Genomic DNA, 19,944 nt, shown 5'->3' on the forward strand with positions numbered 1-19,944 from the left:
ATTGCCAACACCCCGACAACCCATGAACGGAGCCACGCATCATGACCGAATCACCAAAGCATCCCAGTCCTGAAAATATCGAAAATGCTATCGCTGATGATGGTGCTGTCGAACAGGATCCACCTACTGGCTCCTGCGCAATCACGCAATTAGCAGACCGGATTGCATCGACCTTCGGGCGAATGACTCGGCAGAAGGCGGCGCTACTGCGCGACATCGGCATCTTTGACAAGCTGCGACTCGCGCGTCGCCTCGGCGCAACAACGACGGCTCAGTGGCTCATTCGGCGGCTAGGTATTTCAAAATCCACCGCGCACGAATACGTCTCCATCGCGCGTGATCTCATGTGCTACTCGCTCCTCGCGGAGGCGTTCAACGAGGGAGACGTGAACTACTCCAAAGTGCGGCTACTCCTGCCGTATCTCAAGCACAATGATGAGGCCGAGCTCGTCGAGTTGGCCATCAAGCTCGGCTACCACGAGCTTGAAGCCGAGCTCGCGTGGCGCCAGCGTGAGGGCGAGGAGGGAGAGAGCAAACCCTCCTCGTACGTCCGCATTGTGGAGCGGAAGAACGGCAGATTCGGATTGTGGGCGGACCTCAGCCCCCTGGAAGGCGCGAAGGTCGCCGCGGCCCTCAAGATCGGCGAACTGTCCTACTACGACGTCGACCTCGCGGAGGTGGTGGAACGGGACGGCGTCGACGAGGCCCTGAAGGAGATGACCAACCAATCCGGCTTCGGCCTGCCAGTGGGGAAAGCCATGCTCGCGGCGTTTATGGGCATGGTCAATGTGGTGCGCAGCAAGCCGAAGAACCCACTGCGCGCGCCGGGAGCGCACGTGAATATCGTGACGACGACGGATGGGCGGGCCTATATGCCGAATGGGGTGGGAGAGGCGTCGATAAGCATTGCCCACGCCGTGTCGAACGCCATCGTGCGGGTGAACGAGGTGAATGACCAGGGGCTGATCATCAACACGTCGAAGTCGGCGCGGCTTGCCAGCGACGCCCAGCTCAACGCGCTCATGACAATGTGGGGTAGCGAATGCGCGGTGCCGGGGTGCACCCATACCAGGTTCATCGAGATTCACCACGTGGAGGACTGGGCGCTGGGCGGCGAAACGACGATGGAAAACCTGTTGCCGCTGTGCTCTGCGTGTCATTCGCTGGTGACGGAAGGGCACACGCGGATTATCAAAGACGCCGACGACGTGCACTTCGTCTTCCCGGACGGCACGCGGTTTATCTCGCCCTCGTACCAGCGGCCGTACCGCGACGACAACGTGATGACGATGAGGGAGTACGAGGACCTGTGGATTGAGGAATACGAGAGGCTCGGCTAGTGCTCGTTAAACCAATCGGCTTCCTCGTCCATGGCAACCACGGTCGGTGCTGGCGCGCCAGCTTCCTTCATGGCGTCCGTGATCAGGGTGCAACGGGCGACGCTGCCGCAGACCACGACGTCGCGGCCCCACCAAGTGCCCGTCGCCGATGCGAGCCGTTCGACGCCGATCCACACGCGGCGCAGCCCCTCCACAATCGCGGGCGACTCCGGGTCCTCCGGGTCTATCACCTGCTCCGCAACACAGGTGATGGTGAGCCAATTGTGCACCTCGGAGCTCGAGGTCAGCGAAGCAAACGTGTGCAGGTCATAGAACTCGTCCTCGTGCTCCACGCCGATCATCAGCTCAACCTCGGGGCGCTCGTCGCGCTCCATCAGGTCGAACACCATCGCCTTCGCCGCCGCCAGGCCCGTGCCGTCGGCGACAATGAGGAGCCCGTGGTCAGGACGCTTATCGACGCCACGCAGCGGAGCAGTCCCGTAAGCTGCGCCCAGCGTGACGTAGTCGCCCACTTCCACGTCCAACTCCTCGCGGACGTGGAACTCCAGCTGGCCGAGCTCGTTGTACGGCAACGCTGGCGCCAGGTCGTGCCACACACCCTGGCGGTTCGTCTGCAGCACCGGCACCACTTGCCCGGGCTCGTACGGAATGGGCGTGCTGGTTTCCAGGCGCACGATGCGGGTGCGCGCTGCGGCGGGAGCGCCCTCGAAGGACGAGGCCGCGATGACCGAGGTGACCTGGGCGGCGGAGGCCGCCGGAATGCCCTTTTGGTCAGCCTGCTCGGCCGCGCTGCGCATGACCTCGCCGAACGCCTCCAGCGTGCGGGCGACTCGCTCGTCGAGCTCGTGGCCGAGCATGGAAGCGATCAGGTCCTGGTACAGCTTTGCCGCGCGCGGGTACTCGGCGGAGGGAAAGCCGGTCCTGCGCATGTGCAAGGCCCAATCCCGCAGACCCGCCTCGACGGCTGGGTTGAGCGCGGCGGGGTCCAACGTCTCGTTGTCCGGCGCGGTGTCAGCGACACGCAGCAGTGCCCTCCCCGGCACGCACACCATGGAGTGCGTTGCTTCCGTCACGCCGGCCGGGAGAAGACCGGTTGCCTCAGGGAATTCAGCAACGAAGTAGGTCCAGAGTGTGGATCGGGACAGCGATTCGTCGTTAAGCAAAACTTGGGCTGCTTCGCGGGAGGCGGTGCGGAAAGAGCTCATGCGTTACAGGGTAATGTGACATCTAAAACAATGGGAAAGGTAGGTGGCAGCAATGGAATTTACGCCGTACACAATGCTGACTGATATTGGCTGGATCTCGGTGCTTCTGATCATTGGCAACGTACTCCGCAACCGGCTGAAAGTATTACAGGCGTTGCTGCTGCCTGCGCCGATCACTGCGGGGCTGATCGGTCTTGTCCTCGGGCAGGAAGTGCTCGGGGTGATCAGCTGGTCCGACAGCGTGGGCACATACACGACACTTTTGATCGCCGTGGTGTTCGCGTCAATGGCGTACTCGATGGAGCTCGGCGGCTCCGTGGCCGCGGGTGCGCGCAACATGTGGGCGTATACGACCTCGATGTTCATGGGGCAGTGGGGTCTGTTCATCCTGCTGGGCCTGTACCTGTTTGCGCCGCTGTTTGGCACGGAGCCCTGGTTCGGTATGATGCTGCCGGTCGGCTTCGTCGGCGGGTTCGGCACCGCGGCGGCGGTCGGTTCCGCGCTGGAGGGGGTCGGGGTGGAAAACGCCTCGTCCATCGGCTTTACGTCCGCGACCGTGGGCACACTGGTGGCCATCGTTGGCGGCGTGATCGTGGCAAACTGGGGCATCCGCAAGGGCAAGGCGGCTGAGCTGAGCGGCGACCTGCCCCGCGAGCTGCGCACTGGCTATATTGACGACGAATCTGAGCGCCCCTCCATCGGCAAGGCGACTACCAACCCGTCCTCCATCGAGCCGCTGGCGCTGCACGGTGGTTTCGTGGTGTTTACCGTGCTCATCGCGTACATGCTGAACCAGCTGGTGAAGTCGCAGTGGGAAAACGTGTCCATCCCCCTGTTCGCGATGGCGTGCGTGGTGGGCCTGATTGGCCGCGGCCTGCTGAAGGCTGTCGGGCGGCCGAACTACCTGGACCGCGACACCATTAGCTCCATCTCCGGCGCAGCCACCGACTACATGATTGCCTTCGGTATCGCGTCGATCGTGCCCGCGGCGCTCGCCGGGTACTGGCAGGCGCTCCTGCTCCTGTTCGTCCTGGGCACCGTGTTCTGCGTGGTGTGGATGCTGTGGGCGGGCCCGCTGTTCTTTGGCACCAACTGGCTCGAGCGTGGCCTGTTCGGCTGGGGTTGGGCGACCGCGGCAGTGGCCACCGGTATCGCACTGCTCAAGATGGTCGACCCGAAGCTGAAGTCCGGCACGCTCAACGAGTACGGCGTGGCGTACGTCGGCTTCGCCCCGTTTGAGATCGGCATGACCATCCTCGCGCCCATCGCGGTGATCGCCGGCTTTGTCACGGGCTTAGGCTGGATCGCCTTCGCGGTGGCCGTGGGCGTGGTGATTCTGTCCTTTGCGTCGAAGTGGGTGCCGGCAAAGCGGGAGTAAACACCAAAACAGGGTTGAGTGGAACAGACTCAACTTCCGGTGCGTTATATCAAGTGACCCGAGTAAAACGGGAGATAAAACACGACGAAATTAGACGCACACGGAAAGGACGATGTTGACCATGGCATCCTTTACCCCCACAACAAAGACGCAGGAGGCCATCCAGCAGGCGCTGCAGAAGGCCTCCGCGGCAGGGAACCCGGATATTCGCCCGGCGCACCTGCTGCAGGCAATCCTCACGCAGGAGGACGGCATCGCCGCCCCCGTCCTCAAAGCGACGGGCGTTGACCCCGCGACGGTGGCGCGCGAGGCGGGCGAGCTGGTCGCCGGTTACCCCAAGGCGGAGGGCCAGAACATGGCCAACCCCAACTTCAACCGCGATGCGCTCAACGCGCTTAATGCGTCGCAAGAGCTCGCCGGGGAGCTTGGCGACGAATACGTGTCCACCGAGGTACTTCTCGCCGGCATCGCCCGCGGTACAGATGAGGCCGCGGAGCTGCTGACCAAGCGCGGCGCTACCTACGATGCGATTAAGGCAGCCTTCCAGTCCGTGCGTGGCAACAAGAAGGTCACCACCGAGGCGCCGGAGGACCAGTTCCAGGCGCTGGAGAAGTACTCCACCGACCTGACCGCACGCGCCCGCGAGGGCAAGATTGACCCGGTGATCGGCCGCGATTCGGAGATCCGCCGCGTGGTCCAGGTACTGAGCCGCCGCACGAAGAATAACCCGGTCCTGATTGGCGAACCCGGCGTGGGCAAGACCGCGATCGTGGAGGGCCTCGCCCGCCGCATCGTCGCGGGCGACGTCCCGGAGTCGCTGAAGGGCAAGACGCTGATCTCCCTGGACCTGGGGTCTATGGTCGCGGGCGCGAAGTACCGCGGCGAGTTCGAGGAGCGGCTGAAGGCCGTGCTGGACGAGATCACGTCGGCAGACGGCGAGATCATCACCTTCATCGACGAGCTGCACACCATTGTTGGCGCCGGCGCGAGCGGCGAGGGCGCGATGGACGCGGGCAACATGATTAAGCCGATGCTGGCCCGCGGCGAGCTGCGACTCGTCGGCGCGACCACGCTGAACGAGTACCGCCAGCACATTGAGAAGGACGCCGCCCTGGAGCGCCGCTTCCAGCAAGTGTACGTGGGCGAGCCGACCGTGGAGGACACGATTGGCATCCTGCGTGGCCTGAAGGAGCGCTACGAGGTGCACCACGGCGTGCGCATCCAGGACTCCGCGCTGGTCTCGGCCGCCGAGCTGTCCAACCGCTACATCACCAACCGTTTCCTGCCGGACAAGGCGATCGACCTGGTGGATGAGGCTGGTTCGCGCCTGCGCATGGAGATCGACTCCTCGCCGCAGGAGATCGATGAGCTCGAGCGCGTGGTCCGCCGCCTGGAGATCGAGGAGATCGCGCTGCAGAAGGAGTCGGACGCAGCCTCGCAGCAGCGCCTGGCGGACCTGCGCCAGGAGCTCGCTGACCAGCGTGAAAAGCTGAACGAGCTGAAAACTCGCTGGTCCAACGAGAAGGCGGAGATCGATTCGGTCCAGTCCGCGAAGGAGGAGCTGGAGCGGCTGCGCAACGAGTCCGAGATTGCGGAGCGCGACGGCGACTACGCCAAGGTCTCCGAGCTACGCTACGGCCGCATCCCCGAGCTGGAGAAGCAGCTCGCGGACGCGGAGGCGAGCGCTAGCGAGACCCAGAAGACGATGCTCACCGAGGAGGTCACCCCGGACGTGATCGCGGAGGTCGTGTCCTCCTGGACCGGCATCCCGGCGGGCAAGATGATGCAGGGCGAGACCGAGAAGCTCCTGCATATGGAGGAGCTGCTGGCCGGGCGCGTGGTCGGCCAGAAGGACGCGGTCAACGCGGTGTCCGACGCGGTGCGCCGCTCGCGCGCGGGCGTGGCTGACCCGAACCGCCCGATCGGTTCCTTCCTCTTCCTCGGCCCCACCGGCGTGGGCAAGACCGAGTTGGCGAAGGCGCTGGCTGAGTTCCTCTTCGACGACGATTCCGCGATGGTCCGCATCGACATGTCCGAGTACGGCGAGAAGCACTCCGTCTCCCGCCTGGTCGGCGCTCCTCCGGGGTACGTCGGCTACGATGCTGGCGGCCAGCTCACCGAGGCTGTTCGTCGCCGTCCGTACTCGCTCGTGCTTTTCGACGAGGTGGAGAAGGCCCACCAGGACGTCTTTGACATCCTCCTGCAGGTCCTCGACGAAGGCCGCCTCACCGACGGCCAGGGGCGCACGGTGGACTTCCGCAACACGGTGGTCATCCTCACCTCCAACCTGGGCGCCGGCGGCAGCCACGACCAGATCATGGACGCGGTGAAGCACCACTTCAAGCCCGAGTTCATTAACCGCCTCGACGACGTTGTCGTCTTCGACGCCCTGTCGTCCGAGCAGCTCGTCGGCATTGTGGACATCCAGCTCGGCTCGCTCGCGGAGCGTCTCGCTTCCAGGCGCCTCACGCTCAACGTCTCCGACGCCGCGAAGGCCTGGCTGGCGGAGCGCGGCTACGACCCGGCCTACGGTGCCCGCCCGCTGCGCCGCCTGATCCAGCAGGCCATCGGCGACCGCCTGGCGAAGGCGCTGCTCGCCGGCTACGTCCGCGACGGCGACACCGTCAACGTGGACGTCGCAGAGGGTGGGGAGCACCTCACTGTCGACGCGGCGTAAGTCGGTGTAGGCGGCGGGGCCGAGCAGGCTTCCGGGCCGTAGTCCCGCAGTCGTCTATAAGGAGCTAGCTCCATTTGCATGCTGCGCCAGTGCAAAACCGCAGGTCGCGGTTTGGCTGGTCGGCCAAATGGAGCTAGCTCCATTTAGGAGCCTGCGGCCCCTGTGCGGACGTCAAAGAAACGTATGATGATGCCTACGTAGTCGATCCACAAAGTCGGTGGAGGTGAGTGGAATGGTAGTGAGGGTGGATGTTGCCCCAGAGGTTCTTCGTTGGGCTGTTCGGCGGAGTGGTTGGGATGAGGACACTACTGTTCGTCGTGCTCCGAAGCTTGACTTATGGCTCTCTCAAGAAGAACGCCCCACACTCAAACAATTAAAGAAGTTTGCAAACGCTACGCATACGCCTTTGGGTTTGCTTTTTCTTCCGGAACCGCCGGTAGAGGCGATTCCAATCCCGGATATGAGGACGTTGGGCAACTTTGGGGTTCAGCAACCCTCGGCAGATCTCCTTGACACGATCTACCAGTGTCAGCAGCGTCAAGACTGGTATCGCGAACATGCCTTGATGAACGATTTCGACGAAGTCTCCTTTGTTGGTGCTGCCACGTTGAATTCGCCAGTTGAAAAAGTCGCGAGCCAGATTCGGAACGCGTTAGATTTTGGTCTTGATGCACGCGCCACCTTCCCCAATTGGGAACAGGCTTTGCGTCAGTTGATTGACCGGATCGAGGGAGTCGGCGTCTTGGTCATGGTAAGTGGTGTCGTTGGTTCCGATCCGCACCGGAGACTGGATCCTAGTGAGTTCCGAGGATTTGCTTTAGCGGACTCCCTCGCCCCACTGATCTTTGTCAACGGAGCGGACACCAAAGCAGCCCAAATCTTTACGCTGATTCACGAGCTGGCACACATTTGGTTAGGTGGCAGCGCACTCTCGGAAGCCGCCATGACAGCTAAGGATGGTCCTAAGGCTGAGCTCTGGTGCAACCAAGTCGCTGCAGAGGTGCTTGTGCCGATGCATGCTTTGATTGAGGAATTTCAGGGCGTCGTGAACGTAGAGGAGTTGGAACGCCTTGCTAGGACCTATCGCGTCAGTACGCTGGTGATCCTTAAACGTCTTTATGATGCCAAGGTGCTTCCTTGGAATGAATACACCAAGGCGTATGAAGTAGAGAAGCGGCGTGTCATGTCTTTTTTTGATACGCGACGCAGCGATGGCGGCGGCAACTATTACTACACCCAGCCACTGCGCCTCAGTCGCAGTTTCTCTCGAGCGGTGATCGCGAGCGCTTTGGAAGGCTCCACTGCGTACCGGGACGCGTACCAGTTGCTTGGTGCGAAAAAACATGCAACGTTTGAGAATCTTGCGGAAGAATTGGGGGTTGCCTGATGTTCCTGATCGACGCCAACATCCTCATTGAGGCGAAGAACCGGTATTACGCTTTCGACCTCGCGCCGGGATTCTGGGATTGGCTCGAAGGCGCGTATCGGCAAGATTTGGTGTGCAGTATCGAAGCCGTCCGGGATGAACTCCTACAGGGCAATGATGAGCTCGCTGAGTGGACGCGTACAAATCCTGGTTTGTTCAGGGCGATTGATCAGCCAACGACGAAGCACTTCCAGCCGCTTTCTCAGTGGGCTGTTTCAGGAGCGTACCGGGAGGAAGCCATCAACGCTTTTGTAGGAAATCACGCCGATTATCTTCTCGTTGCTTACGCTCGTGAGCATCAACATACGGTCGTAACCCATGAGCGCTCACAACCGCACTCACGGAAAAGGATTCTTATTCCGGATGCCTGTTTGGCGATGGGTGTCGATACAGCAGACACATTTGAGATGATGCGCGAGACGGGCGTCACCTTGCACCTGCAGAAATCCCCGTAATTGCTTGGCACGTTCCATAAACAGTACCATGACACACCTCGTTCACACCCCTGAGTCCCTCACCGACGCCATCGGCCACGGCCCCGTTTCCCTGGTCCCCACGATGGGTGCGCTCCACGATGGCCACCTCGCTCTGGTCAGGCAAGCAAAAACGCTGGGCAACCCTGTCGTGGTGAGCATCTTTGTCAACCCGCTGCAGTTCGCGCCGGGCGAGGACCTGGACGCGTACCCGCGCACGCTCGCCGAGGATGTGGCCAAGCTGGAGGCGGAGGGCGTCGAGGCGGTGTTCGCGCCTTCGGCTGAGACGATGTACCCCCACGGCCCGCGCACGACGATCCAGCCGGGTCCCCTCGGCGAGGTGCTGGAGGGCGCGACCCGCCCGACACACTTCGCGGGCGTGCTCACGGTGGTGGCGAAGCTGTTCGCGCTCACGGGAGCTAGCGACGCGTTCTTCGGCGAGAAGGATTACCAGCAGCTCGCGCTGATCCGCCAGATGGTGGATGATCTGCATCTCCCGGTCCGCGTCCACGGATGTCCGATTGTGCGCGATGCCGATGGTCTCGCCCTGTCGTCGCGCAACCGTTACCTCAGCGCCGCCGAGCGCGAGGTCGCCCTCACCATCCCCAGGGCAATCGCCACCGGCAGCGTCGATGCCGCTCGCTCGCTTCTCGACGCCACGCCCGACCTCCACCTCGACTACCTCGTCGCCACCACGCCAGACCTCGCCGAGCTCCCGGCCGGATTTACCGGCGAGGCCCGCCTGCTGATCGCGGCCAAGGTCGGCTCGACGCGCCTGCTCGACAACGCGCCGATCCAGATCGGCTAACAGCTACTCGAAGGTGTGCTCCTCGGCGGGGAACTCGCCGGTGTGTACCGCGCGCTTGTACTCAGCGGCCGCGTCCGTGAGGTCGGCGCCGATCGTGCCGAAGCGACGGACGAAGCGGGCCCGGTGATCGCCTGCGGGCAGATCGGCCATGTCGTGCCAGACCAGAACCTGCGCATCCGTGTCCGGGCCGGCCCCGATGCCGACGGTGGGGATCGGACACTCGCGCGTGATGCGAGCAGCGAGTGCGGCGGGAACCATTTCGAAGACGACGAGGTCGGCGCCTGCGTCGACGATTGCGCGGACGTCGTCAAGCAAAAGCTCCGCCCCCGCATCGCGACCCTGAACCTTGAAGCCGCTGAGGCTGTCGACGGATTGCGGGGTGAATCCGACGTGTGCGCATACCGCGAGGCCCGCGTTTTTGAGCGCGCGGATGCGCGGGGCGATGCGCACGCCACCCTCGAGCTTGACTACGTGCGCGCCGGTGCGGCGCACCATGTCGGTGGCGGTGCGCACGCACTGTTCGTCGCTCGCCTCGTAGGTGCCGAAGGGCAGGTCGAGCACGACGAGCGCGTTGCCCGCCCCGCGCACCACTGCGGCGCCGAGGTGGACCATCTCGTCAACGCTGATCTGGTTGGTGGTGTCGTAGCCGTACACCACGTTCGCGGCTGAGTCGCCGACCAGGAAACACTCAATGCCGGCCTGGGCGAACGCGCGGGCGGTGGAGTAGTCGTAGGCGGTGGGCATCGCCCACTTCTCGCCGGACGCCTTCTTCTGCGCAAGGTCGGCGACCCGGACCTTTTTCGTGGGAGCAAGATAACCAGTCACGGGCTCGAGTCTAAGTGAGTGACACTTAGTTACTGGCTGAAGCCCCGTAGGGCCTCAGCCAGCGGCGCACCTAGTACTTAATCGCCATGCGCCCGTCGATCTTGCCCTGGCGCATGTGCTCGAAGACATCGTTGACGTCGTCAAGCTCGCAGGCGGTCACATGCGGCGCCACCTTGCCGCGCGCGTAGAAGTCCAGCGCCTCGGCCATATCCTGGCGGGTGCCAACCAGGGAGCCGCGGATCGTGATGCCGCGCAGCACGATGTCGAAGATGGGGGCGGGGAAGTCTCCCGGCGGCAGGCCGTTGAAGACGATGGTGCCGCCGGAGCGGCACATGCCGATGGCCTGACCGAAGGCGGCCGGGTGGACGGCGGTCACCACGATCCCGTGCGAGCCACCTTCGGTGTATGCCTGCACCGCTTCGGCGGGGTCTTGCTCCTTCGCGTTGACCGCAAACTCTGCGCCCAGCTTCTTTGCTAGCTCCAGTTTGTCGTCGGCAATGTCGACAGCGATCACGCGCATGCCCATCGCGGCGGCGTACTGCACTGCAACGTGGCCGAGTCCGCCGATGCCGGAGATCACCACGAACTGGCCGGGCTTGGTCTCAGTGACCTTGAGCGCCTTGTAGACGGTCACACCCGCGCACAGGATCGGCGCGACTTCGACGGGGTCTGCGCCGTCGGGGATGCGCGGGGCGTAGCGGGTGTCTACCAGCATGTACTGGCCGAAGGAGCCGTCGACGGTGTAGCCGCCGTATTCGGCTTTGGCGCAGTAGGTTTCACGTCCGGTGCGGCAGAATTCGCACTCCCCGCACGAAGACCAGAGCCAAGCGTTGCCGACCATGTCACCGACTTGGACGGGGTGCTCGCCCGGTCCGAGCTCGACAACCTCGCCGACGCCTTCGTGGCCGGGGACGAACGGCGGCGCGGGCTTCACCGGCCAGTCGCCTTCCGCTGCGTGCAGGTCGGTGTGGCAGATGCCAGAGGCGTGCAGTTTCACCAGTGCTTGGAAGGGGCCCGGGGTGGGAAGGGCGACGTCTTCTACGTGCAACTTGGGGCCAAATTCCTTGACCACGGCGGCGCGCATGGAAGTGGCGGTTGTCATGAGGGTCTGCCTCCTCAGGATTGGGGAATGGATGTGACGCGAACCATTGTACGGATAAATATGTGTCGGGGGTAACGGTTTGCCCCCCCCCGGTGCCCGCTCGTTCCAAAACGTACTCACGCATTTGACGCGGACGGTAGGCTGCGAGACATGCAGTATCCAACGAAGATCCTCGCCCGCGTTGCCATGCCGGGTGTGGAAAACGAGCAGTTGGCCGCGCACAGTTTGGGCGGGAACCACTTCGTTGTGGCGAGTGTGCCGTTTGTGGATACGTCGCTGGCGGTGGGCGACATTGTTGAGTGCGTTCGAGTGGGTGGCAATTGGCACGTGGACCGCGTGCTGGTGCGCGGTGGGGCGTCGACAATGCGCATCCTGCCCGAGACCCAGCAGCCGCACGAGATTGCGGAGACGCTGCTCGCGTTTGGGTGCCGCGTCGAGCTTGGCCCCGGCGGCATGCTCGCCGCGAGCATCGGCCCGGACTGCCCGCGCGAGGGGATCCGCGAGTGGCTCGACGGGCTCGAGGCGGAGGGCGCGATCCAACAAGCGCCGGGCTACATGGCCTAACACCCTTACGCGCTGTGTGCCTCGCGTCCCGGCGCTACACTGGCGCCCATGAGCGTATTTGTCTCCGCCGACGCCCTTCGGCAACGAATCCAGACCGGCAAGAAGTGCACCATCTTGGCGTCCTTGTGGGAACCGCAGGAGGGGAAGGCGCTGTCGAAGTACTTCTCCGAGCATATCCCGACCTCGCAGTTCTGCGATCCGGCTGCGCAACTCGCGGGCATGCCGGGCAGCCGCCAAGGTCGCAACCCACTGCCCAAGCCGGAGGTGGCGGAGCACGCGATCCACAGCTGGGGCATCGAGGATGGCCGCCCCGTCTTCATCTACGACCAGGGCATTGGCCTCTACGCAGCCCGCGCCTGGTGGATCCTGCGCTGGATGGGCGTCGAGGACGTCCACATCGTCGACGGTGGCTTCGCTGCCTGGGACCGCAACGGCTTCGACTCGCTCGCCGGCCCGGGCAGCCCCGTGGTCAAGCGCAGCAAGGCAGTCCAGCCGGGCAACCTCCCCACCGCGTCCATGCAGGAAGTCCGCGATTTTGAGGGCTTGCTTATCGACGCCCGCGGGGCCGACCGCTTCGACGGCCGCAGGGAAATCCTGGACCTCCGCGCCGGTCACATCCCGGGTGCCATCAACCTGCCCGTCTATGACCTCTTTGACAAGGGGTCGCAGACGCTGCTGCCGGAGGACCTGATCCGCGATCGTTTCGCGCAGGTGGGCCTGACCCAGAACACGGATCCTGCGCAGGTCATCGCCTACTCCGGTTCCGGCAACCACTCGGCCCTCCTGCTCGCCGTGATGGAGCACGTGGGCCTGCCGGTGGTCACCCACTACGTCGGCGGCTGGTCGCAGTGGAGCGCTAACAAGACCAATCCGGTGGCCACGGACCTGTAGGCCGCGCCGTCCCCTCAACCGCCCGGATGTTGGGCCGACGCAGTAATATCGTGACGCGATGGCACCTTTACTTTTTGTTCTCGCGTTGATCGCGCTCGCAGCCGGCGGCTACCTCATGTTCGCCGACTCCCGCGATTCCAGCGATCGCGGAAGCGCCGCAGCACCCGCCCCGGCTCCCGCGCACGAGCGCCCCGAACCGGCGGAGCCAGCTGAACCGGTGGAGCCAGCCGAGCCTGCCTCGGAGCGCTGGGTTCCGCTCCACGAGGAAGAATCGCGCGAGGAGCCCGCGCCGGAGCCTAAGCCGGCGCCAGAACCCGAGTCCGCACCGGTACCGGAACCAGAACCGGACCCCGAGCCCGAACCAGAACCAGAACCAGCGCCTGAACCAGAACCCGCACCGCAGCCCGCGCGCCGGGCGCACCGGAAGTCTGGCCTGCAGTTCCCCGGGGCGTCGAGGCGCGAGCGCCGCGCGTGGGCCGAGGGACACGGCTTCGACTTTGTCAAACACTCCGACGAGCTGGCAGGGGAGTGGCAGCGTGGTGCGGCGTCGGCAGGCGCGGTGCCCAAGGACATCGCCTCTGGCGCGATCTACGGCCATACCGTGCACGTCATGGACCTGGGCGGCGTGACCGTCATCGCGATGGACACCGGCCGCGTCAGCGATGTCGTAGTGGACATGCGCCGCGAAGGCTTCCACGCGGATTCCTCCGCTGACCTAGTGGAAGTGACACACACCGAGGGCTTTACGGTGCTGGGTACCCACGAGGGCCCGGTCGAGCGGTTCATGGACGTCCGCGTGCGCACAGCGCTGTCCAAGCTGCCGCAGAGCGTCACCGCCGCCTGGTTCGAGTCGGATTGGGTGCTCGCGGAGATGGATCGCGCCTCCGCGGCCGACGAGTGGGACGAAACGCTCGCTCCGCTCGCGCTGCTTGCCGACGCCGCGCGCACCCTCCCGCCCGAATCCGCCGAACCCCTCAGCTTCGGCTACCCCACCCGCGACATGCCGGCTCCCGCGCCGGCGTTGGTGGAGGAGGCGTCGCCAAGCGCGGAGACCATGCAGCGGCCGGACGAGCCGCTGGAGATGCCCACCCGCATTACCGGGGCGCGCCGCGGCGACATTGACTACAGCGACTTGGGCGGCGACGAGGTAGCGCCCATCGCGGACGGCCACCCCGCCGACGGCGACGCGCCGGCGGACCTCACCCGGGTGCGTCGCGAGCAGCGGCCGCCGTCTATCTTTGACGACTCGCGCCCGAGCACCAGGCCGGACACAGACCCTGAACAGCACATGGAAAGGAACACTGATGAGTGACAAAGCAAGGCTGGCAGAACTGGTTAAGGAACTGGCCGTCGTCCACGGCAAAGTGACGCTGTCCTCCGGCAAGGAAGCCGACTACTACGTGGACCTGCGCCGCGCAACCCTGCACCACGAGGCGTCCCGCCTCATCGGCGCGCAGCTGCGCGAGCTGACCAAGGACCTGGAATTCGACGCCGTCGGCGGCCTCACCCTGGGCGCGGACCCGGTCGCCACCGCCATCATGCACGCGGACGGGCGAGACATCGACGCCTTCGTGGTGCGCAAGGAGGCGAAGAAGCACGGTATGCAGCGCCGCATTGAGGGCCCGAGCATCGTGGGCAAGAAGGTGCTTGTGGTCGAGGACACGACCACCACCGGCAATTCCCCGCTCACCGCGGTGCAGGCCTGCCGCGAGGAGGGCGCCGAGGTCGTCGCTGTCGCCACCGTGGTGGACCGCGCGACGGGCGCGGACGCCGTGCTCAAGGAAGCCGGCCTGGAGTACCGCTTCCTCCTCGGCCTCGAGGACCTCGGCCTTGCCTGAGCCCGCAGACACTGAGCCCGCGGACACTGAGCCCGCGAAGGGGCCCACCGAGTGGAATGAGGGCCGCCACGGCGTCGGGCCGTGGGAGGGGCCCGTGCCTGACGACGCCCGCCTGGACCCAGAGCTCCTGGCCAATGGTGACCGCCGCAACGTGGTCGACGCCTACCGCTACTGGTCCATGGAGGCGATCGTCGCGGACCTCGACCGCAAGCGGCACCCGTTCCACGTGGCGATCGAGAACTTCGAAAACGACATGAACATCGGCACCGTGGTGCGCACCGCGAACGCCTTCCTGGCCAAGGAGGTGCACATCATTGGCCGCAAGCGCTGGAACCGCCGCGGCGCGATGGTGACGGACCGCTACCAGCACATCCACCACCACGCGACAGTGGAGGACTTTGCCGCGTGGGCGCGCGCGGAGGACATCCCGGTCGTGGCCATCGACAACACCCCCGGATGCGTCCCGCTGGAAACGGCGGAGCTGCCCGAGCGCTGCGTCCTCGTCTTCGGGCAGGAAGGCCCCGGCATTACGGAGGAGACGGCGCACGCGGCCAGCATGACCTGTTCGATTGCGCAGTTTGGCTCGACGCGCTCCATCAACGCGGGCGTGGCCGCAGGCATCGCGATGCACGCGTGGGTGCGCCAGCACGCGGACCTGAGCCAGGCGTGGTAGGTATTCTCCGATTCTCCTGAAACGCTTCTGGGTGCTCTGGCAATATATAGGGAGTACGAGCTAGTCGCGTGTGATGGGAGCAGTAGGTGTCAGAATCCGGGTCAGTGTGGCCGCATCGGGCCGACCTGGCGGAGCAGGCCATTCACAGGCGCCACTCACAGAAGCTGTGGGGCATGCCCGGCACCAACCTCGCCGTCGTGACCTGGCCGCCGGGAGTGAAGGACCGCCTGTACTGGCACTGGCACTTCTGGTGGCAGGCACACTACATCGACTGCCAGGTTGATGCGGCGCTGCGCCAGCCGTCGCTGGAGCGCCGCCACCGCCTGCAGGACACACTGCGCGCGATGAGCGTGCGCTCAGCGTGGCGGCTCACCGCCAACAAGTACTACGACGACAAGGCGTGGCTGGCCCTCGCCTGGAACCGCGCGCTCCAGCTCGACGGCATTCACCGGCCGAAGGCGCTGGACAAGCTCGAGTTCGACCTGCTCGAGGGCATCGACCCGGTCACCGGTGTCCTGCCGTGGCGCCGCGCCGAGACCTTCTACAACGTGCCGTCCAACGGCCCGGCAGCGATCCTGTTCGCGCGCACCGGCCGGCTGGACAAGGCGCGGGAGATCCTGGACTGGATTTTTGACAACTTGGTGCGCGAGAACGGCCTGCTTGAGGACGGGATCCGCATGCGCATGCACGGCCCCGAGGTCGTGGAGAAGATTTACACCTACAACCAGGGCACGGTGCTCGGTGCCAGCCTCGAGGTCGCCCTTGCGCTTCGCGACGATGTGGGGCTGGACCACGACGAACCGATCGATTCCTTTGCCAACTCGGAGCGCGCCGACGCCTCCGTGTTCTACATCACGCACATCCGCGCGATCGTGCAGGCCATCGCCCTGCACCTGGCCACCCCGCAGGGCGTGATCATCAGCCCGAAGTACGAGTCGGGCGACGGCGACGGCGGCCTGTTCAAGGGGATCCTCGCCCGCTACCTGGCGGAGGTGGCGGTGCGCCTGCCGCGGGACAGCCGGGAGAACATTGCGACGAGGAAGATCGCCGCGCGGCTGGTCCGCGCTTCGGCGGAATCGCTGTGGCAGCACCGGCTGGAAGTCGATGGCCTGCCCGTGTTCGCCGCGGAGTGGACAGAGGATGCGCTGCTGCCGCATAACTATGGGTTTGGTCCGGCGTCGATAAGCGAGGCAGTGGGCTTAGTGCGTATCGACGAACGCGATCTCTCCGTGCAACTGTCGGGATGGATGCTGCTCGAGGCGGCCGCGAGAATTTCTCGTGCAACCGGACTGTAAAAGGTGCATACTGGGCTACGTACTACCAAGAGCAACAAGGGAGGACATTCCCCATGCCAATCGCAACCCCCGAGATCTACAACCAGATGCTGGACGGTGCCAAGAAGGGCGGGTACGCATTCCCGGCCATCAACTGCACCTCCTCCGAGACCATCAACGCAGCCATCAAGGGTTTTGCCGAGGCTGAGTCCGACGGCATCATCCAGTTCTCCACCGGCGGTGCTGAGTTCGGCTCCGGTCTGGGCGTGAAGAACAAGGTCGCGGGTGCGCAGGCGCTGGCAGCTTTCGCATACGAGATTGCGAAGCACTACGACGTGAACATCGCGCTGCACACTGACCACTGCCAGAAGGAAGTGCTGGACGAGTACGTCCGTCCGCTGATTGCCATCTCGCAGGAGCGCGTCGACCGCGGCGAGCTGCCGCTGTTCCAGTCCCACATGTGGGACGGCTCCGCCATCCCGATCGATGAGAACCTGGAGATCGCGCAGGAGCTGCTGGAGAAGGCACACAACGCCAACATCATCCTCGAGGTGGAGATCGGCGTCGTCGGCGGCGAGGAGGACGGCGTGCAGGCAAAGCACGGTGCAAACCTCTACACCTCCCCGGAGGACTTTGAGAAGACCATCGATGCCCTGGGCACCGGCGAGAAGGGCCGCTACCTGCTGGCCGCTACCTTTGGCAACGTCCACGGCGTGTACAAGCCGGGCAACGTCGAGCTGCGCCCCGAGGTCCTGGACGAGGGCCAGAAGGTTGCCGCGAAGAAGCTGGGCCAGGATGCTGGCTCCAAGCCGTTCGACTTCGTCTTCCACGGTGGCTCCGGCTCCGAGAAGGAGAAGATCGAGCAGGCGCTGGGCTACGGCGTTGTGAAGATGAACGTTGACACCGACACCCAGTACGCGTTCACCCGCCCGGTCGCGTCGCACATGTTTGAGAACTACGACGGCGTCCTGAAGATCGACGGCGAGGTGGGCAACAAGAAGGTCTACGACCCGCGCTCCTACATGAAGAAGGCAGAGGCTGCGATGACCCAGCGTGTCATCGAGTCTTGCCAGGACCTGCGCTCCGTGGGCCACACCGTGTCCAAGTAAGGCTTTCGCAGGCCAGTAGCGCCGTCCCCCGCTGATTCGTCGCGGTGGGGCGGCGTTTTCTCGTGCGCGCGCCCGCCCGGTGGCTAATGTAGGCACCATGGAGGAACTAAAGGACGCCGGGAGCGCGAAGCACCGGCTGACTACGAAGGAACGGCTGAAACAGGTCGACCAGTCGGTGCAGTCGCGCCTGCTGCGTGTGCGGAAGCGCTTGCTGCCCATCCTGCAGATCGGCATCGCGTCGGGCCTCGCGTACTGGATTGCCAAGGATCTGCTCGGCCACCAGCGCCCGTTCTTCGCCCCGATTTCCGTGATCATCATGATCGGCATGACGGGCGGAGAGCGTCTCTCCAAGGCATGGGACCTGGCTATCGGCGGCACGATTGGTGTGCTGGTGGGGGACCTTCTTTTCTACCGGCTGGGCGAGGGCGGTTGGCAGATCGCGCTGATCGTCTCCGGATCGCTCGCGATCGCGTCGTTCTTTACCAAGTCGCAGCTGGCGATTAACCAGGTCGCGATCGGTTCGGTCCTCATTGCCACGATCATGCCGCCGGGCGCGGAGGTCACCGGCATTGATAGGACGCTCGACGCGATCGTCGGCGTCGTGGTCTCGATGGTGACGCTGGCGCTGCTTCCGCAGGCGCCGATGCAGAGCGCGAGGTCAGAGATCTCGAAGGTGATGGGCATTTTGTGCGCGGTGCTTAACGACGTTGCGAACGGGCTGCGCGAGCGCGATCCCGAGATCATCGACGAAGCCTTCGAGGCCATCCGTAGCTCGCAGACGGATATTGACCAGATGGCGTCGGCGGTGAAGTCCGGCAAGGAGTCGATCCGCATTTCCCCGTTCCTGTGGAGCGTGCGCCGCTACATCAATTCGCTCTCGCTGGTCATCCCGCCGGTGGATAACGCGGTCCGCACGACCCGCGTGCTGGCGCGCCGCGCGCACGTGCTGTGCGAGGACGGGGATGCGGTGACGGAGCAGCAGGTGGAGCTCATCGACACGCTCTCGCACATCTGCATGGAGTTCTCCGAGGTCTACGGGGTTGATTCGCGCCGCGCGCAGGCGATTGCCATCCCCCGCATCGTCAACGAGCTGCGCGTGGCGGGCCAGCGCGCGTCGATGGACGCGGTGCCGGAGGATGCCGTGCTCTCGGCGTACGCCATCCTGGCGCAGACGCGCTCGCTCATCGTCGATCTGCTCGAAGTCAGCGGCATGTCCCACGAGTCCGCGGCATCGGTGCTCGCGCCGACGTCCTCCTCGCCCAAGTACCCGCCTGAGCTTTACGACGAATAGCGTCCAACCGAAGACGTGCGAGAGCCCGGTGGGGAGTGGTACCCACCGGGCTCTCGTGAAAGGGTGTGCCGGTTACCTACCGGCGGAGGGGCTTACTTCTTGGTGTCCTTGCCGTCGACGACGCCCTCGACACCATCGGTGTCGAAGCGCTCCTTGCGCAGCTCCTCGGAGACGCGCTCGGTGTCCTGAACGGTGTCCTTCTCCAGGGAAACCTTCTCCACCGGGACGGAATCCTTGGAGACGTTGACGCGCTCCTCGTGCAGGGTGACGGAAGCTTCCTGCTCGCCGATCTTGCCGTCGTAGTTGGCGCGGTCAGCGTCGGTGATCGGCTCGCGGACAACGCGAACCTCTTCACGCTCAACCGGGACCTCGACGGTCTCGGTCTCGTTCACGACGTACTTGCGCAGGCGGACCTGGCCGGACTCAACGCGGTCCTTCTGCACGTTCAGCTGCTCCTCGGAGCGGATGATCGCGTCCTTGTCGGTGTCAGCGACGTTCTCGCGGGTGCCGGCAGCAGCGTTTGCGCGAGCGGTCTCGTCGGTGGTCACCTCGCGCTCACCAGCGGCAGCGCCGGCGCCTGCGACGCCTGCAGCGCCAGCAGCGGCGCCGGTGCCAGCAGCGGCGTGGCGGCCGGTGTCGTAGGTGGTGACGTCCTTGGTGTCGGTCAGGCCGTAGTGGCGGTAGAACGCATCCTGGTCCTCGGTGGTGAGGTGGCCGTTCTCGTCCAGATCCGGAGCGTCCTCGATGCGGCCCTTCGGGAATGCGAGGTGCAGCTCGCCGTCACGCAGGGTGTGGCCGCGCAGCGGGACGATGGAGGTGCCGGCGCCGAACAGGCCGTGGTTCACGGACACGAAGTCCGGCTGGCCGGAGGTGTCGTTGACGTAGACGTCCTTGACGCCGCCGATCTTGTCGCCGTCAACGTCGTATGCGGTGGCGTTTGCCAGATCTTCGATGCGGTTGGTGTTAGCCATGGTGCTGAAAAGCTCCTTCGTGATTCGAGTTCGTTCAGGGGTCTATCTAACTCAGCCCATTGTGCGGACTGTCTCGCTTAGCGACGAAGCCTGCGAGCA

General features: G+C 64.7%; 18 protein-coding genes. 14 read left to right on the forward strand and 4 right to left on the reverse strand.

Annotation, left to right across the window (positions count from 1 at the left end):
* Window positions 1-182 precede the first annotated feature (182 nt).
* Window positions 183-1,340: an HNH endonuclease signature motif containing protein gene (locus CKJ84_RS08540; RefSeq protein ID WP_158221687.1), complete on the forward strand. Its 1,158-nt coding sequence runs from the start codon at window positions 183-185 to the stop codon at window positions 1,338-1,340.
* Here the strand turns inward: CKJ84_RS08540 and CKJ84_RS08545 are convergent.
* Entirely contained in the window at window positions 1,337-2,545 is a 1,209-nt protein-coding gene (locus CKJ84_RS08545; RefSeq protein WP_143340346.1) for a hypothetical protein, read from the reverse strand. The genes CKJ84_RS08540 and CKJ84_RS08545 overlap by 4 nt on opposite strands.
* A 52-nt stretch (window positions 2,546-2,597) precedes the next feature.
* Here CKJ84_RS08545 and CKJ84_RS08550 point away from each other — a divergent pair, with 52 nt between their 5' ends.
* The 5 genes from CKJ84_RS08550 to panC all read left to right on the forward strand — a co-directional run bounded on the left by CKJ84_RS08550 (window position 2,598) and on the right by panC (window position 9,307).
* A complete protein-coding gene (locus CKJ84_RS08550; protein WP_095536069.1) occupies window positions 2,598-3,923 on the forward strand; it encodes a sodium/glutamate symporter in 1,326 nt (441 codons plus the stop codon).
* 121 nt (window positions 3,924-4,044) lie between these two features.
* Entirely contained in the window at window positions 4,045-6,600 is a 2,556-nt protein-coding gene (clpB, locus tag CKJ84_RS08555; RefSeq protein WP_095275747.1) for an ATP-dependent chaperone ClpB, read from the forward strand.
* Window positions 6,601-6,832: 232 nt separating this feature from the next.
* Window positions 6,833-7,987: an ImmA/IrrE family metallo-endopeptidase gene (locus CKJ84_RS08560; protein ID WP_095546656.1), complete on the forward strand. Its 1,155-nt coding sequence runs from the start codon at window positions 6,833-6,835 to the stop codon at window positions 7,985-7,987.
* Window positions 7,987-8,481, forward strand: coding sequence for a DUF4411 family protein (locus tag CKJ84_RS08565; RefSeq protein WP_095536071.1), 495 nt, complete (start codon window positions 7,987-7,989; stop codon window positions 8,479-8,481). Before CKJ84_RS08560 ends, CKJ84_RS08565 begins: the two co-directional genes overlap by 1 nt.
* A gap of 28 nt (window positions 8,482-8,509) precedes the next feature.
* Window positions 8,510-9,307 carry a pantoate--beta-alanine ligase gene (gene panC, locus CKJ84_RS08570; protein ID WP_095546657.1) on the forward strand — a complete coding sequence of 266 codons (798 nt, stop codon included), beginning with the start codon at window positions 8,510-8,512 and terminating at the stop codon, window positions 9,305-9,307.
* 3 nt (window positions 9,308-9,310) lie between these two features.
* Here panC and panB read toward each other — a convergent pair whose 3' ends face one another.
* Both panB and adhP read right to left on the reverse strand, forming a co-directional pair.
* The gene (panB, locus tag CKJ84_RS08575; protein ID WP_095546658.1) at window positions 9,311-10,132 is read right to left on the reverse strand and encodes a 3-methyl-2-oxobutanoate hydroxymethyltransferase; all 822 of its coding nucleotides are present in this window, start codon (window positions 10,130-10,132) and stop codon (window positions 9,311-9,313) included.
* Window positions 10,133-10,202: 70 nt separating this feature from the next.
* On the reverse strand, window positions 10,203-11,234 hold the full coding sequence (adhP, locus tag CKJ84_RS08580; RefSeq protein ID WP_095546659.1) for an alcohol dehydrogenase AdhP: 1,032 nt from the start codon (window positions 11,232-11,234) through the stop codon (window positions 10,203-10,205).
* A gap of 150 nt (window positions 11,235-11,384) precedes the next feature.
* Between adhP and CKJ84_RS08585 the strand changes: the two genes are divergently transcribed.
* The 8 genes from CKJ84_RS08585 to CKJ84_RS08620 all read left to right on the forward strand — a co-directional run bounded on the left by CKJ84_RS08585 (window position 11,385) and on the right by CKJ84_RS08620 (window position 18,874).
* Window positions 11,385-11,798 (forward strand): DUF4265 domain-containing protein, encoded by a 414-nt coding sequence (locus CKJ84_RS08585; protein ID WP_095546660.1) that lies wholly within the window; start codon window positions 11,385-11,387, stop codon window positions 11,796-11,798.
* A 48-nt stretch (window positions 11,799-11,846) separates the two neighbouring features.
* Complete coding sequence (locus CKJ84_RS08590) at window positions 11,847-12,689, forward strand: sulfurtransferase (protein WP_095546661.1); 843 nt, start codon at window positions 11,847-11,849, stop codon at window positions 12,687-12,689.
* Window positions 12,690-12,747: 58 nt separating this feature from the next.
* Window positions 12,748-14,001, forward strand: a complete 1,254-nt coding sequence (locus tag CKJ84_RS08595) for a hypothetical protein (protein ID WP_198949264.1) — start codon at window positions 12,748-12,750, stop codon at window positions 13,999-14,001.
* Entirely contained in the window at window positions 13,994-14,527 is a 534-nt protein-coding gene (gene pyrE, locus CKJ84_RS08600) for an orotate phosphoribosyltransferase (RefSeq protein WP_095536078.1), read from the forward strand. The genes CKJ84_RS08595 and pyrE overlap by 8 nt, the downstream gene beginning before the upstream one ends.
* On the forward strand, window positions 14,520-15,200 hold the full coding sequence (locus tag CKJ84_RS08605) for a TrmH family RNA methyltransferase (RefSeq protein WP_095546662.1): 681 nt from the start codon (window positions 14,520-14,522) through the stop codon (window positions 15,198-15,200). The genes pyrE and CKJ84_RS08605 overlap by 8 nt, the downstream gene beginning before the upstream one ends.
* A gap of 173 nt (window positions 15,201-15,373) precedes the next feature.
* On the forward strand, window positions 15,374-16,495 hold the full coding sequence (locus tag CKJ84_RS08610; protein WP_095546663.1) for a glycoside hydrolase family 76 protein: 1,122 nt from the start codon (window positions 15,374-15,376) through the stop codon (window positions 16,493-16,495).
* Window positions 16,496-16,548: 53 nt separating this feature from the next.
* Entirely contained in the window at window positions 16,549-17,583 is a 1,035-nt protein-coding gene (gene fbaA / locus CKJ84_RS08615; RefSeq protein WP_095546664.1) for a class II fructose-bisphosphate aldolase, read from the forward strand.
* Between the two features lie 97 nt (window positions 17,584-17,680).
* A complete protein-coding gene (locus tag CKJ84_RS08620) occupies window positions 17,681-18,874 on the forward strand; it encodes an aromatic acid exporter family protein (protein ID WP_095546665.1) in 1,194 nt (397 codons plus the stop codon).
* A 92-nt stretch (window positions 18,875-18,966) separates the two neighbouring features.
* On the opposite strand, the gene CKJ84_RS08625 is transcribed toward CKJ84_RS08620, so the two are convergent.
* Window positions 18,967-19,845 (reverse strand): PRC and DUF2382 domain-containing protein, encoded by an 879-nt coding sequence (locus CKJ84_RS08625; RefSeq protein ID WP_095546666.1) that lies wholly within the window; start codon window positions 19,843-19,845, stop codon window positions 18,967-18,969.
* Window positions 19,846-19,944: the final 99 nt, after the last annotated feature.

The sequence above is a fragment of the Corynebacterium sp. NML 120412 genome, from assembly GCF_002285155.1.
Classification (GTDB): domain Bacteria; phylum Actinomycetota; class Actinomycetes; order Mycobacteriales; family Mycobacteriaceae; genus Corynebacterium; species Corynebacterium gottingense.

Coding starts and splice junctions, on each gene's coding strand:
- CKJ84_RS08625 (WP_095546666.1), bottom strand. CDS start 19,845: ATGGCTAACACCAACCGCATCGAAGATCTGGCAAACGCCACCGCATAC.
- CKJ84_RS08590 (WP_095546661.1), top strand. CDS start 11,847: ATGAGCGTATTTGTCTCCGCCGACGCCCTTCGGCAACGAATCCAGACC.
- CKJ84_RS08620 (WP_095546665.1), top strand. CDS start 17,681: ATGGAGGAACTAAAGGACGCCGGGAGCGCGAAGCACCGGCTGACTACG.
- CKJ84_RS08585 (WP_095546660.1), top strand. CDS start 11,385: ATGCAGTATCCAACGAAGATCCTCGCCCGCGTTGCCATGCCGGGTGTG.
- CKJ84_RS08565 (WP_095536071.1), top strand. CDS start 7,987: ATGTTCCTGATCGACGCCAACATCCTCATTGAGGCGAAGAACCGGTAT.
- CKJ84_RS08545 (WP_143340346.1), bottom strand. CDS start 2,545: ATGAGCTCTTTCCGCACCGCCTCCCGCGAAGCAGCCCAAGTTTTGCTT.
- CKJ84_RS08560 (WP_095546656.1), top strand. CDS start 6,833: ATGGTAGTGAGGGTGGATGTTGCCCCAGAGGTTCTTCGTTGGGCTGTT.
- CKJ84_RS08595 (WP_198949264.1), top strand. CDS start 12,748: ATGGCACCTTTACTTTTTGTTCTCGCGTTGATCGCGCTCGCAGCCGGC.
- CKJ84_RS08550 (WP_095536069.1), top strand. CDS start 2,598: ATGGAATTTACGCCGTACACAATGCTGACTGATATTGGCTGGATCTCG.
- pyrE (WP_095536078.1), top strand. CDS start 13,994: ATGAGTGACAAAGCAAGGCTGGCAGAACTGGTTAAGGAACTGGCCGTC.
- CKJ84_RS08540 (WP_158221687.1), top strand. CDS start 183: ATGACTCGGCAGAAGGCGGCGCTACTGCGCGACATCGGCATCTTTGAC.
- fbaA (WP_095546664.1), top strand. CDS start 16,549: ATGCCAATCGCAACCCCCGAGATCTACAACCAGATGCTGGACGGTGCC.
- clpB (WP_095275747.1), top strand. CDS start 4,045: ATGGCATCCTTTACCCCCACAACAAAGACGCAGGAGGCCATCCAGCAG.
- panC (WP_095546657.1), top strand. CDS start 8,510: ATGACACACCTCGTTCACACCCCTGAGTCCCTCACCGACGCCATCGGC.
- CKJ84_RS08610 (WP_095546663.1), top strand. CDS start 15,374: ATGCCCGGCACCAACCTCGCCGTCGTGACCTGGCCGCCGGGAGTGAAG.
- adhP (WP_095546659.1), bottom strand. CDS start 11,234: ATGACAACCGCCACTTCCATGCGCGCCGCCGTGGTCAAGGAATTTGGC.